Genomic DNA, 12,498 nt, shown 5'->3' on the forward strand with positions numbered 1-12,498 from the left:
CACACATGCGTACCTCGCCATCTTCAAGCGCCCAGCAGGCACGCCAGGGCATCGCCCAGCGCCTACGCGAAATTCGCCTTGACGCCGGATTGACGGCCCGAGCTGTCGCACAGATGGCGGGGTGGCATGAGTCCAAGGCATCCAAAATCGAGCATGGCCGCACCGTTCCCTCGGAGTCGGACATCCGCACGTGGTGTGCTGCCTGTGGAGCCGAGGATCAGAGCACAGAACTGATCGCAGCGTCGCGAGCGGCCGACCTCATGTACGTGGAGTGGAAGCGGCTTCAAAGGACTGGGCTGCGTCAGCTTCAACTTCAAAAGATCAAGATGTATGAGCAGGTGCGGCACTTCCGTGTCTACTGCTCGAATGTCATCCCAGGTCTCTTCCAGACGGCCGCCTACGCCGAGTCGTTGCTGTCGTCCATCGCTGCCTTCAGAGAGGCTCCCAACGACGTAGCCGAGGCCGTAGCCGCGCGTGTAGCGCGTGCTCGGCTCTTGCATGAGGGAAGCCATCGCTTCGCGGTCTTGGTGGAGGAGTGGGTCTTGCGGAGTCGTATCGGCGACGCAGGGGTGATGGCGGGGCAACTAGGCCACCTGCTAGCGATCATGTCTCTTCCATCCGTGTCTCTCGGCATCATCCCGCGCGATGCCGACCGGCGGATGTGGCCAGTCGAGGCGTTCAACATCTTCGATGACACGTTGGTCCAGGTGGAGCTACTTACTGCGGAGATCAACGTTAACCAACCATCGGAGATCGCCCAGTACGTCAAGGGGTTCAACCATCTGTCGGAGTTGGCTGTCTACGGAACAGCGGCCCGACAACTCATCGCGGCAGCCATCGCCGAAGTTAGTTAATTACGAGCAAGTTCAAGCACACTCGTTGAGAGTGCTTCGCGCCCGCTCCTACCGTCGAGCCATGGCCCTCACGCACCCCACCCCCGCAACTGATGACACGGTAGGAGACTCGATCCCGGAGAACGCTGCGAACGCGCAGCGTGACGCGCTTGAACGGGTTCTTCCCCATCTGACGGTGTCGGGAGTGAACGCCCAGCTCGTCAAGCGCTGTTCCAGCAACCCAGGCCAGAGCGGGCCGGAGTCGCCTGCCGAACCGCTCTGGCATCCCCCGCAACTGGTCATCTACGCCGACGCCGGATGGAAGGTGGCCACTGTCACGCTGGGGGCGCGGTCGGGCAGTTACATGGTCGAGCTGGCGCGCGTGGCCGATGACAACGCGGCGCTTGCCGACCGCATGCGAGTGGTACCGGAGCACCGGCCCCAAGATGTCGCCCTGGAGATCGCCATGAGCATGGGGCACACATGACCAGCCTTGAGAAGCTGCGCCCGGCGTCCACCCCCGGCTATGACCGGGAGGCGTTGTGACGCTGATCACGAAGGTGTCGGAGACGGGTTTTCGCTACCCGTACGTGATCGGCTGGACAGGAGAGGCTCAGAACCCTCCGCTGAAGTGGGCACCGCGCCATGGCGGGTTGCGACTGAGCTACGCCGTGCCCCAACGGGGCGACTTCCGCAACGGTGCCCTCCTCCTGCGACAGGGCCAGAATCGCACGGGCCGACCCGACTTCACGACGGTCAACACGCTCAGGCAGTGGCGCTGCATGGAAAAGCGGTTGTGCCAGGTGTGCGCGCGGTCCGCTGTAGATCGGGACACGGGCCGGATCTGGTGGCTGTTGTCCGGTGACGGGGACGAGGGCGACGGCTACACCAATGCGCCACCCACCTGCCGTACGTGCATCCCCGAGGCGATCTCGCAGTGTTCGCACCTGCGGCGTAACGCTGCGGTCTTCACTGTGGCCGATTGCTCGCCGCATGGGGTGCGGGCGGATGTGTTTGTTCCTTACTTACCGCCGCTGGTGCCGTTCGAGAGAAACGCCGTCGTCAGGTTCGACGAGTACGACATGCATCACGTGGTGGCTCGTGAGCTGCTGATGCGGCTACATGACGTGCAGCCGGCCGTAACGGACCGTGAAACCCGGCGGGCCGCATAGGGGGCCCGTCTCCAGACAACCCCGGCTGAGAAACATTGACCGACCCGTCAAGCCTCAGCCGGGGTGCAGTATCCCCGGTGCTCTTTCTTCCCCGCCGGGGTGGGGGTCCTGGCCGTCCTTCCGCAGACACGTACCCCAGGTGGTACGGCCAGGGCTCCCCAAGTGACACGCGGCCGGTGGCTGACGAACCCCGCCACCAGCCGTGCAACCACCTCGGGCCATCCGGCCCGAGTGTGAAGGAGGGCAGACAGATGGACCTGTACGCCAAGGACCTCGGCCACCTGGAGTTCCGCCGCCTGTGCGGCGGCAACAACAACGAGGACGGCGAGGGCGAATCCTGCGTCGAGATCGCCCAGATTCCGGGCGAGACCGACACGTTCGCCTTGCGTGACTCGAAGAACCCGGACGCCGGGACTCTCCGGTTCACGGGACACGAGCTACGCGCCGCAGGGATGACCACCATCTAGTACCGCCACCGAGACGGCCCCTGCCCGCCTGAATCAGGCAGGGGCCGTCCCCATCGAATGTACGGGGAACGATGCACTGGCACGCATACACGTGGATCGGCAATGGCGCTGATCTGAAGCACGAGGCTGAGCGTCGGACCACTTCGGCAGATTTCGCCACCTCACCGCTACCGCCCATGCGGACAGGCGAATGGCTGGCCAAGCCACGATCGAGAATCGCCGAGACGTTCGTTGACGCGAACAAGGCCGGTGAGTGGATGGCGGCGGAGTATGCGGCACAACGGCCGGACAGTGACCGGATACCTGTGGTGGCGCGTCTGTCCACGGCTATCGATCTGCTGCCCCGTGGGGTGGATGTCCAGTGGGGCGAGTGGCTGCCCGGAGGACGGTTCCTCACGATTGGCATGGTCTGCTGCCCGAACCGACACGTGAACCATCCGTGCCCTCACCCGCCGGTGACGGCCTGATGCGCCGACGCGATCTCTACGTCCTTGCCCCGTTCTTCTTACTGGCGGGGGCACTCGGTTGGTGGCTGGCCGTCGCTGACTTCTGAGTCAGCCGCTCCGGCCGGTGGCCCTGTACGTCTGTGATTTCACGTACGGGGCTGACGTACCGATGGAACAGGCCCCCGGCCGTGAAGCCGGGGGCCTGGTGGTGCCGGGACTACTACGCGGCCACCTCGGGAGCCTGGAACAGCGCCTCAGGGGTGCCCTTGGCCCGGCTCCTGCGAGAAGCCTTGGTCACCGTGGCCGCCTGAGGAGCGCTGGCGGCGGCCTGCTTGGCCATCATGGTCATCAGGATTTCCTGAAGCATCTCCGCCCCCGCAGGGGAGGACAGATACGCCTTGACGGCCTCCTCCGAGACGGCAGGCTCCTCGGTGGTCTCCTCCACTGGCTCGGGCTCAGGGGCCGCCTCAGGCTCGGGCGTGACGCTCTGGGCGGCGTCGATCTCGTCCCACTCGTCATCGCTTAGGAAGGGCAGGAAGGCGGGAGCCTCCACGGGCGGAACAGGCTCCTCCTCCGGAACCGTCTCCTCGGTGGCGGTCGACTCGGCGGGCTCCTCCTCAATCTCGGCGGTGTCCTCCATGAAGATCTCGGGAAGCTCCTCCGAGTCGAGATCAGTAAGTTCATTCGAGCGCTCCGAAGTCTCTTCCGGGGCTTCGTAGCGGTAGACCAGGGCGGGCCTGCCCCCGCCCTGAGGCTGCACCTTGCCCATGGTCACGCTGGGGAGTTCGGCGATGATCTCGTTCATCTCGGCGGCCTTGCGGCCGAACTTGCGGAACAGGGCCGTGCTGTTGACGCCCTCAGGCCCAGCGGCCTTGATGAACTGCTCCACGCGCGTGGCGAGCGTCTCCTCAGCCGCCCCGGCACCGTGTGCGACCTCGGGCGACAGGTAGGTCACTGAGTCGCACATGTAGGAGACCAGGCCCACGGCGGCCTCCAGGTCCCGAGTCGTGATCTCGTCTCTCCGGTCGGCCAGCGCGTACAGGGCGCTGAGCCGCCACACGTAGTCAGCCGCACGTGCGGCGAACTGCTCCATTGCCTCACGCCCGAGCGTGAGAGCGTCGATCATCTCCGACAGCTTGTCATCCCACAGCGCCATGGCGCTGCGCGAGACCGTGATCTCCTCCACGTCCCTGGCATAGGCGACGGCGTTGCGGAACTCCCTGACGAGAGGCCGCATCAGGTCCGACCAGGCGCTTGCGCTGATCTGCTCCGAGAGCTTGATCTTCTTGGACCTCTCCACGTACAGGCACAGGAAGCGGTTCAGGGTGCCCCCGGCGCGGTCAGCCTTGCCGATGCTGGCCGCGAACTCAGCGGGAGTCACGTTCCCGATGATGGACACGTGGGGAGCGTCCACGTGGATCACGGCTTCCTTGGTGCGGTTGCTGATCGACGCACCTTCCCAGCTACGCCGGATGGCCTTACCGAACGACTTGTACCGGGCAGAGACCTTCAGCAGGTCGGCGAACTCCTCCTCGATCATCAGAGCGTTGCCGCTCATGTCCGCCAGGGTGGAGACGTAGGCAGGTCCAGACTGGGGGCAACCTTCCAAGACGGTGGACTTGGCCCAGTCGGGAAGCGCGCCCTTGACCACCTGGAGAGCGGCACGGGTGGCCGTCCCCTTGCGGCCCATGCCGGTGTTGCCGATGAGCACGATCCATGTGCTGAGCGTCTGAGACTGCGTGCCGTAGACCACCTGAGGGAGGTTGGTGATCGCTGAGCTGAAGGCGCTCAGCAGAGCGCCCAGGATGCCCACAGGGTCCGCCTCACTGTGCGGGGTGATGGTCTGCACGATCCTGCCCAGAAGGCCGCTGTAGACGATCGGGGAGACCTGGGGACGGGCAGCGACGGTGTTGGACTGCATGAGCTACGCTCCTTGATTGGGTAGCCCCAGAGCGCTTGCGACGACCAATCACTGTCGCTCTGGGGCTGTCTTGTGTCTGAAGCTGGTGAGTCGATCCCGAGTTTGTTTGTTTCGCAGTTCGGTTGATCAAGCCCAGCGATCAGCAAAGTGTCATAGGCGCGAATCTCGTGTCAATACTTCTGCTCGAATAAACTCCGAGAAAGTTAGTTAGAGCAGGTCAACGACAAGGGGTGTTGGGATGGTTAGTTAGAGGGCCGCCCAGGGGGTATGCACTTTTTGAAGACGGATTAGACCCCGTGGGGGGAGGTTCCTCCGACCAAGTACGGGTCTCGAACTTTCTAAGAAGGGCGCCATCTGTGCGCCGACCTGGAGTAACGCCTTCATGTGAGGGTGGAAGAAACTAACAAATCGGCAGCTCTGGAAACAAAAAACCCCCGAACCCATCACCTGGATTCGGGGATATTTGAGCCGTCGGAATGAATTTATGCGGCCCACTTCACGGCGGCCTTTACGAGGCCCTCAGAATTCTGCACGGCGACGTTGGGCGCGGTGGGCTGCTTGCCGCCAGGGAAGGACAGCACCCGCGCGCCGTAAAGGTGCAGGGCGTCAATCTGGTCACGCCGGTACTTCTCTACCGGCTGGCTACGGAAGTCGGTGAACTGGCTGGCGTACGTGGTGAACGACTTGTGCCCGGCCAGGATGTCAACACCGTTCGGCATGGCCGTGGTGGACAGCAGCGTGAACCCGGCCAGGCGGGCAACGACACCGTTGGCGGTGGCTCCGGCCTCACCCAGGGCGGCGGCGTTGGCCACGTCAGGGGCGCGCATCAGGTAGCGCTTGGCCGTAGGCGAGACGACCACGTATCGGCCTGCGGGTACGTCGCTGCCGTCAAGCTTCTCCATCATGTCGAAGATGGCTTCCAGCAGCGTCTCACCCTTCGCGACGCTTCCAGACAAGCCGCTGACGTCCACCTGAGGCAGGCTGGACGCAGACGCCGCGATGGTGACACCAACGAACGTGTCTGTCGAGGCCGCGAGAGCGCGGATGGACTCCAATGTGGCCGGCGCCGCCAAAGCGCCGGCTACCTGAACCGTCTCGATGTTGCGCACGTAGAAGGCCACGTAATCGGCCTCGGTGATGTCCACGTACTGTTCAACGGTCTTCAAGTCTTCGATCGTCATTCCGGCCACGTCGTTGTACTTGCCGACGTTGGGCCGGATGAGGCCGTTGACCACCATTCGGTCGCCCTGGGCGGTGATGTCGCCCTCATAGTCGGTGTTTACGACCAGAGGCGAGGCCCAGACCAGCAGAGGGTCAAACTGGGTGAGGAGCTCGCTACTCCACTCGGTGGGTACAAAAGTATGAGTCCCCGCATGTGCGTACGGAGGGATGGGGTTGATTGCCAATTAACTAACAAACCTTTCTTGGAGGAACGTCTACCGGCGTGCCCGTGCATCCAAGGGCACGGACTTGGGGCTGTCTGGCGGTCCGCCGCCCTGCGGGCCGATGCCCACGTTCTGAGGAAATCTCGGCTGGCTCGGGGCCGGTACGAGAGTGGCGATGAAATCAGTGATGGCGGCCGAGTCAACCTGTCCGGCCGCGTCGATGAACGATGACACGTTGAGTCGGCCGATGGCCTCAGGGCCAAGCTCTAGGCCACGGTCCTTGGCCGCATGGTCGAGCTGGATCACAGCAAGCTGATGCAGGTGCTCTGCCTGGCTGTCGGCAATGGCCTGTTGCAGTTCCGCGTTCTTAGCGGTCACGGCCTCCAGCTCGGCGCTGGCGGCCTTCCAGCGAGCTTCGTTGGTCCGACTCAGGCTCTTCCACTTATCGGCCTCAGAATCGAACTGAGAGCCTTCTACAGGCGCTTCGGCCACCTGACCCATTTCGGTGTCGGCGATGACGTCAGCGGAGTTGCTAGGCGAGTCATCCATTTCGGTTACTCCCTTCGATGGTCAATCGTCTGGTCCCCTGTGGGGCCTACCAGGTGCGCATGCGCAGCTCGTCATGCTCGGGCGTCGTCTGCCAGGCGTAGGTAAGCGACCTCGGGTTATCCAGGTCGCCGTTCACAGACACGATGCGAATAGTGGGGTCCAAATCGCCGTCACGCCAGGCGGCTAGGATCTCTAGGGCGCTCATATCCTCAAGCTGGGCATGGCTAATCATCAGTGTTCTCCCAAATGGTGTAGGGGTACGAAGAAGGCCCTCGGCACGAGGTCACCGAGGGCCTTCAACAGGCTTCACAAGTGGAGAGAGCCGAGGTATCTCTCTCCGCATCCTGTATTAGAGGGGGAAGCTTGTTATTTTGGCGAGAAATCTCACCTCACTAGGGTTCGCAGCTCCCAAAGAACTTCATCACAACGCGCCGAGCAGTATGGATGAAACTGCTCGACTTCGATCCTTGTACCGCACGACAGACATAAGCCGTTGGCAAGACGGTAGCGCTCCCGTGCTTGCTCACGGTCACGTACGCGCTTGGCGGCCTGACGACACCCGGCCGAGCAGTAGCGACGCCACGGGCCGGGGCGGCCCGCGCCGAGCTGGCGGGTCTCCCGAACCCGCTCACCGCAGTGCCCGCAGCGGAAAACCTGGGTGACATAGTCACCGGTCTTGCGACGCCCCAGTTCATTTCTCATGCCTTGGACCGCCGGTAGCGGTCCTGCAACGACTTGGCCGTATGGCACGCCCGATGGGCGCTACGAAGGTTGTCGTAATCCCAGCTACCGCCGTCGGCTACGGCGGTGACATGATCCACCTCGCTGGCACCAGCCAGCCCGCATAAGTAACAAACTCCGGCATCACGTTTGAGAACCGCCCTTCGGCGGCGGTTCCAATCCTTCGGCCGGAACAGGTTTCTCTTAGACGTCACCGCCCACGGCTTGCGGCGGTGGGCGGAACACTTTCCTTCGCCGCGTACGGCGATCTGATGACAACCACTCTCATTACAAATCTTGTTAGCCAGGGCCTACGGCCCTCCAATCGATATCTCATTGTCTCTCAATCCATGGCAGCCCCTCAAAGGGCTGCCATTAGGTCCAACTATTCGATGGGCCTTCCGGCTAGGGCCTCCAGGCCACCTAGATAACTGAACTAAGTGGGGCCAGCCAGCAAGCTGGCCCCACAACTATTTCTTCGCCTGGTTCGTCGTCTCTCCTCACCCGCCGAAGGGACATAAGAATAGAGAGGGCCTCGGATTGTCGCACGTCAGGAGCACAGTCGAGTCCAGAATATTCGGATCAACGAGTCCGGATTCTTAGGACTACCACGCTGGTCCTGCGCCGGAGGACTCTTCGCCGATATTCGAGGCATAGCCCGATTCCCAGGTTCGATGAACCGGACACATTGCCCCCTTGTCCAATCCGCGCGCCCAGAATTCCCTAGGCAGCCATACACAGGTTTCCCCGCCACCGGGGAGTACAAGCCCCGCCGCCCGCAGCTTTTTCAGAGCGCCATAAACAGTGGATCGAGAAGCGGGCTTTACACTTCCATCCAACTTTTCTCGGCTGAGGATCTGCCGCAGCTCTCCATCCTTGAATACTGCGTGGCCGGTGTTGTTGGCACGAGCAATAGCGGCCAGCAGAAGCCTGGCATCCATGGAAAGCTTGCGTCCTTCGCGGGCCACACCACCCGCATACCTTTGAAATACCTTGCCAAATTGATGCTCCGAAAAAGTCATCTAAGCCCCACTCTCATCCTAATTACCTGCTCAAACCTGTAGGTGATCACTTTCGCCCGGCCTCTGGCGCTCAAGGGATGACTTGGCGGTCAATCCAGGTTTCTACGTCGCGTTCCCTGAACATCAGGTAGCGGCCTATTCGATGCCCCCTCAGCCCCCAGGGCCTCCATCGGTCGTAGAGCGTGCTCTTGGACACGCCCAAGTAGGCGGCCACCTCGTCCACGCCCATCAGTCGGTTGCTTCCTCCGCTGGCCAATCGCTCTCCACGTGTGTCGTCGCTGTTCAGTTGTCGAGTGGCAGGCCCGAGCCGCCGTAATGCGACGGCTGGGCGTCTATCCATCGTCCCGTGTATAGGTGCAGACAGTCAAGCTATACATGAACAGGCTTCCGGCGTGACCGTGGATGCTGTAACGTTGTTGCTGTGACCGAACAACAGGAACCGCGCAGAAGCGCAGCGGAAGAGACGGCTCCCACCAGGCCGGGCTACCACCTCCAGCAGTGGTACGACGGCTGGCAAGTGGACATGTGGTGGTCCCCCAACAGCACAGGAGGCCCCACCGAACTACGCATCACCACCAACGACCCCGAACTGATGGCCCGAGGCATCACCACCGGCACGCTGCGGTCCATCCCCCTGGCCGACATCGCACGAGAGTTGAAGGGCGACCTCCAGCGCCTCAGCCGCGAGCAAGGCGTCTTCCACGTGCTCGAACCGCACACCGATTGGGCGATGCGGCACGTCCGGCAGACCGTCGAGGACAACCCCAAGCCAGGCCGCACCGGGCGGCCAGAATCCTTCCATCTCGCCGTAGCCGTCCTCTACGCCTGGTACGTGCTCATGCGTGAGCCCAACCCCGTACAGGACGTAGCCGAGATCGTGGGCGCAGAGCGCAGAGCAGCAGCCAACTGGATCTCCCTGGCCCGCAAGAACGGCATGCTCACCGAAGCCGCCGAACGCCAGTCCGGCGGCACCCTCACCGACAAGGCCATCTCTCTACTGAAGGCGATGAACGAGAGCGAGGAAACAAACTAACGTGGCCAGCCTGATCAAGAAATGCGAATGCGCCGACACCAAGGCCGGGCGCAGACTCGACCTCCGCAAGGCGGACGACCGCAAGACCGCCGAACGCGTGTGGGGCAAGTGCGGCCACTCCTGGACCGTCCGCTACCGACTCGGCGGACGAGGCACCAAGCAGCAAGAGCAGTCCTACCCCCACGCGATGAAGCGCGACGCTGAAGCGTTCATCCTGGAAATCAAATCCGACAAGGTGAGCGGCCTGCGCCGCACCATCGACCCCAAGGCGGGATCGATCACCTTCGCCGACTACGCGGCTAAGTGGCTGACCGCCAGAATCACGCTGGCCCCCAGCACCAGCACCGGCTACGCAGTCTCACTGAAGAACCGCATCAACCCCGCCATCGGCCACCTCCCACTGAACGCGATCACACGGCAGATGATCAAAGACCTGATCGCGGGCCTGATCGCGTCGGGCTACGCCCCCGGCACCATCCACAACACCTACCTCGTGTTGAACGCCATCTTCATAGAGGCCGCCAAAGCTGAACTGATCGGCAAGTCCCCCGTCTTCGACATCGAGCTACCCGAGATCACCCAAGTCCGCGACTTCTACGTCCCCACGTGGACACAGATCACCGCCCTGGCCGACGCCATGCCCGGCGATTGGGCGCTGACAATCTGGCTCATGGCCGGATGCGGCCTACGCATCGGAGAAGCCCGCGCCGTCGATCAGGACTGCGTGATGTTCGGCGGACGACGCTTACGCGTCCGGCAGCAAGTCACCCAGACACACGCCCTCGGACCGCTCAAGCACCGCAAGGAAGGCGAGCACCGAGACGCTCCCCTACCGCCCTTCGTCAACCAGCGCATCGCCGCCCACATCGACACACACGGCATCGCCGACGACGGCCTACTGTTCCGGGGACGGCGGGGCCGGTTCATCGACAACAACACCTACCGCGCGACCTTCGCTAAGGCGGTCAAGGCGGCCGGGCTCCCCGACGACTTCACCCCGCACGACCTACGCCACGCCTACGTCTCCATGCAACTGGCCAGCGGTATCCCCATCACCGACGTGTCCCGCTGGATCGGCCACAAGAACATCAACATCACCTACGCCATTTACGGCCACCTCGTTGATGAGTCCTGGGACCGAGCCCTTGACGTCATGCAAGCCCGCTTCGACGCAACCCCCATCAGCACGGCTGCTGCGTGCTGACCTTGTGCTGACGCCAGAGCCCTGCACACCCCCGTTTTCCTGGGACTTTTGCTCTCTAGTCGCACTTCAACACCAACTACACGCTGGCCCAGATCCTCATCGAGAAGGTCAGCGGCCGTTCGATCGCCGAGGAGATGAAGCGGCGGATCCTGCGGCCGCTCGGGCTGCGGCACACGGTGCTGCCGGGCACCACGAACATCCCCGGGCCGCATGCCCACGGCTACTACCGCTACGAGGAGGTCCCCGGCCAGTGGAAGGTGATCGACGTCTCCCGCCAGAACCCGTCCCTGCAGGCCGGCAACGGTGACATCATCTCGACCACCCAAGACCTGCACACGTTCTTCTCCGCGCTGAACAGCGGCAGGCTCATCCCCGCCCGGCTCCTGAGCGAGATGCGCACTCCGCACCCCAGCAGCGCCGGCATCTTCGGCAGCTACGGCCTCGGGATATACGTGCAGAAGCCGGCCCCGGACTGCGGCATCGTCTACAACCACAACGGCAGCGCCACGGGGGGCTACTCGGCGCTGATGTACAGCAGCCCCGACGGCAAGACGACCCTGACCGCCTCGGTCACCACCGGGGACCGCGCAGGCGATCTGGCGGCGTTCCCCAAGCTGCTGGACAACCTTCTCAAGGAAGTGTTCTGCGGGGCGAAGACCGCGCGCTGACGGGGCCGCTCCACCTGAGCCCCGTCCACCTTGAGGAGGGCTCCTGCGGTCACGCGTCAGGTAGAGGACGAAGCCGTGCCGGGTCCCACGATCGACGATGGCTTCCGTCGCCGACGTCAGTTGGTGCCGATAAGCGCCCTCACCGCGCATACAGCGAGGGTACGACCCGCCACCACGGCGGGGCGATGGCCCGGACCTCTCCTCTAATGTGGCCGCCGCCTCAGCGGCGTCCGGCGGGGCGAAGATGTAGGTGACGTAGTCGTTGCCGCCCTGGCGGAAGGCCAAGGGGCCGGTCTGTTCGGCCATCGCGGGCAGGACCTCGCAGATCAGCCGCATATCCGCGTCGGAGTCGGGGTCACCGGTGCACCACGGTCACCGGAACCTTGCCTTGCGGGGCGAGTGCGGCGTCGGCGAGGACTGCTTGCTCGGCCAGGCGTCGTGCCTGGTCCGCCTGCTCAGGTCGTTCCGGCGGACGCCGTTGGGGGTGTCCCGGGGGCGTGTCGGCGCTCATGGGGGAGTGCCCTTCGTTGGCGCGTCGGTTTGTGCCCGGGGACGATCAGCGGGGCGCTGTGTGTGGGGAGGCGCGGGTGGCCGTCAGGGCGTGGCCGGCCGCCCCGACTCCCTGTCGCACAGCCGAGCCTCCGCCGCGTACGAGCGGGCCGTCATGGATTCCGCCAGTCCGGACCTTCCTGAACCGCTTCCCAAAGGCGGACTGCCAGGCCGTGCGGGGCAGTGCAGGGCGACCGTCAGCCGGCGGTGCCGAAGATGGTCGCGATCATGCCCCGCACGGCGGCAAGCTGATCGTCGGCCAGGTCGCTCACCTTGGACTTGAGCCGGACGGCCGCCACGGTGCTGATTCGGTCCACCATAGCGGCGCGGCCCTCGCCCACGTCGACCACGAACGCGGTCAGGGCGTGCGCCATGTCGGCGGCCTCGACGTGCGCGGTGAGCACGTTGTCGCCGTACAGCGTGTGGTAAAAGTCGCCGGACACGATCAGGCGGACCTCGTTGCGGTTGCCGAGCTGGACGGTCCACAGCTCGCCGAATCGGTGGCTCAAGCGGCCTCGCCACGGCGCTC

General features: G+C 63.9%; 15 protein-coding genes and 1 pseudogene. 8 read left to right on the forward strand and 8 right to left on the reverse strand.

The genetic code is table 11. The annotated features are described in order from the left end of the window. Positions 1–5 precede the first annotated feature (5 nt). From ABZ444_RS32190 to ABZ444_RS32210, 5 genes are all read left to right on the forward strand, one after another. Positions 6–854: a helix-turn-helix transcriptional regulator gene (locus ABZ444_RS32190; protein WP_357972031.1), complete on the forward strand. Its 849-nt coding sequence runs from the start codon at positions 6–8 to the stop codon at positions 852–854. Between the two features lie 61 nt (positions 855–915). Next, complete coding sequence (locus ABZ444_RS32195; protein ID WP_357972029.1) at positions 916–1,320, forward strand: hypothetical protein; 405 nt, start codon at positions 916–918, stop codon at positions 1,318–1,320. A gap of 55 nt (positions 1,321–1,375) precedes the next feature. After that, positions 1,376–2,005: a hypothetical protein gene (locus ABZ444_RS32200; protein ID WP_357972027.1), complete on the forward strand. Its 630-nt coding sequence runs from the start codon at positions 1,376–1,378 to the stop codon at positions 2,003–2,005. Between the two features lie 251 nt (positions 2,006–2,256). Then, positions 2,257–2,472, forward strand: coding sequence for a DUF397 domain-containing protein (locus tag ABZ444_RS32205; RefSeq protein ID WP_357972025.1), 216 nt, complete (start codon positions 2,257–2,259; stop codon positions 2,470–2,472). Between the two features lie 71 nt (positions 2,473–2,543). Continuing rightward, a complete protein-coding gene (locus ABZ444_RS32210) occupies positions 2,544–2,939 on the forward strand; it encodes a hypothetical protein (RefSeq protein ID WP_357972023.1) in 396 nt (131 codons plus the stop codon). A 199-nt stretch (positions 2,940–3,138) separates the two neighbouring features. Here ABZ444_RS32210 and ABZ444_RS32215 read toward each other — a convergent pair whose 3' ends face one another. The 7 genes from ABZ444_RS32215 to ABZ444_RS32245 form a co-directional block, all read right to left on the reverse strand. Then, complete coding sequence (locus ABZ444_RS32215) at positions 3,139–4,839, reverse strand: hypothetical protein (protein ID WP_357972021.1); 1,701 nt, start codon at positions 4,837–4,839, stop codon at positions 3,139–3,141. A gap of 482 nt (positions 4,840–5,321) precedes the next feature. Continuing rightward, positions 5,322–6,245: a hypothetical protein gene (locus ABZ444_RS32220; RefSeq protein ID WP_357972019.1), complete on the reverse strand. Its 924-nt coding sequence runs from the start codon at positions 6,243–6,245 to the stop codon at positions 5,322–5,324. A gap of 30 nt (positions 6,246–6,275) precedes the next feature. After that, complete coding sequence (locus ABZ444_RS32225) at positions 6,276–6,773, reverse strand: hypothetical protein (RefSeq protein WP_357972017.1); 498 nt, start codon at positions 6,771–6,773, stop codon at positions 6,276–6,278. Between the two features lie 46 nt (positions 6,774–6,819). Beyond that, entirely contained in the window at positions 6,820–7,005 is a 186-nt protein-coding gene (locus ABZ444_RS32230; RefSeq protein ID WP_358005026.1) for a hypothetical protein, read from the reverse strand. Positions 7,006–7,471: 466 nt separating this feature from the next. Then, positions 7,472–7,708: an HNH endonuclease signature motif containing protein gene (locus ABZ444_RS32235; RefSeq protein ID WP_357972015.1), complete on the reverse strand. Its 237-nt coding sequence runs from the start codon at positions 7,706–7,708 to the stop codon at positions 7,472–7,474. 390 nt (positions 7,709–8,098) lie between these two features. Further along, a complete protein-coding gene (locus ABZ444_RS32240) occupies positions 8,099–8,515 on the reverse strand; it encodes a hypothetical protein (protein ID WP_357972013.1) in 417 nt (138 codons plus the stop codon). A 70-nt stretch (positions 8,516–8,585) separates the two neighbouring features. Beyond that, positions 8,586–8,855 (reverse strand): helix-turn-helix domain-containing protein, encoded by a 270-nt coding sequence (locus ABZ444_RS32245; RefSeq protein ID WP_358005029.1) that lies wholly within the window; start codon positions 8,853–8,855, stop codon positions 8,586–8,588. A gap of 81 nt (positions 8,856–8,936) precedes the next feature. Between ABZ444_RS32245 and ABZ444_RS32250 the strand changes: the two genes are divergently transcribed. From ABZ444_RS32250 to ABZ444_RS32260, 3 genes and pseudogenes are all read left to right on the forward strand, one after another. Further along, positions 8,937–9,548 carry a hypothetical protein gene (locus ABZ444_RS32250; RefSeq protein ID WP_357972009.1) on the forward strand — a complete coding sequence of 204 codons (612 nt, stop codon included), beginning with the start codon at positions 8,937–8,939 and terminating at the stop codon, positions 9,546–9,548. Position 9,549: 1 nt separating this feature from the next. After that, positions 9,550–10,752: a tyrosine-type recombinase/integrase gene (locus ABZ444_RS32255; protein WP_357972006.1), complete on the forward strand. Its 1,203-nt coding sequence runs from the start codon at positions 9,550–9,552 to the stop codon at positions 10,750–10,752. A gap of 80 nt (positions 10,753–10,832) precedes the next feature. Further along, positions 10,833–11,420, forward strand: a pseudogene (locus ABZ444_RS32260) (serine hydrolase domain-containing protein); the annotation flags it as partial. Positions 11,421–12,166: 746 nt separating this feature from the next. On the opposite strand, the gene ABZ444_RS32265 reads toward ABZ444_RS32260, so the two are convergent. After that, on the reverse strand, positions 12,167–12,478 hold the full coding sequence (locus ABZ444_RS32265; protein WP_358005033.1) for a type II toxin-antitoxin system PemK/MazF family toxin: 312 nt from the start codon (positions 12,476–12,478) through the stop codon (positions 12,167–12,169). Between the last annotated feature and the right edge of the window lie 20 nt (positions 12,479–12,498).

Origin of the sequence: Nonomuraea sp. NPDC005730 (assembly GCF_040630865.1) — a bacterium.
Classification (GTDB): domain Bacteria; phylum Actinomycetota; class Actinomycetes; order Streptosporangiales; family Streptosporangiaceae; genus Nonomuraea.

Excerpts from the sequence above, each read along its gene's own strand:
- ABZ444_RS32205 (WP_357972025.1), top strand. The coding sequence starts at position 2,257 with ATGGACCTGTACGCCAAGGACCTCGGCCACCTGGAGTTCCGCCGCCTG.
- ABZ444_RS32245 (WP_358005029.1), bottom strand. The coding sequence starts at position 8,855 with ATGGATAGACGCCCAGCCGTCGCATTACGGCGGCTCGGGCCTGCCACT.
- ABZ444_RS32225 (WP_357972017.1), bottom strand. The coding sequence starts at position 6,773 with ATGGATGACTCGCCTAGCAACTCCGCTGACGTCATCGCCGACACCGAA.
- ABZ444_RS32195 (WP_357972029.1), top strand. The coding sequence starts at position 916 with ATGGCCCTCACGCACCCCACCCCCGCAACTGATGACACGGTAGGAGAC.
- ABZ444_RS32190 (WP_357972031.1), top strand. The coding sequence starts at position 6 with ATGCGTACCTCGCCATCTTCAAGCGCCCAGCAGGCACGCCAGGGCATC.
- ABZ444_RS32215 (WP_357972021.1), bottom strand. The coding sequence starts at position 4,839 with ATGCAGTCCAACACCGTCGCTGCCCGTCCCCAGGTCTCCCCGATCGTC.
- ABZ444_RS32210 (WP_357972023.1), top strand. The coding sequence starts at position 2,544 with ATGCACTGGCACGCATACACGTGGATCGGCAATGGCGCTGATCTGAAG.
- ABZ444_RS32240 (WP_357972013.1), bottom strand. The coding sequence starts at position 8,515 with ATGACTTTTTCGGAGCATCAATTTGGCAAGGTATTTCAAAGGTATGCG.
- ABZ444_RS32230 (WP_358005026.1), bottom strand. The coding sequence starts at position 7,005 with ATGATTAGCCATGCCCAGCTTGAGGATATGAGCGCCCTAGAGATCCTA.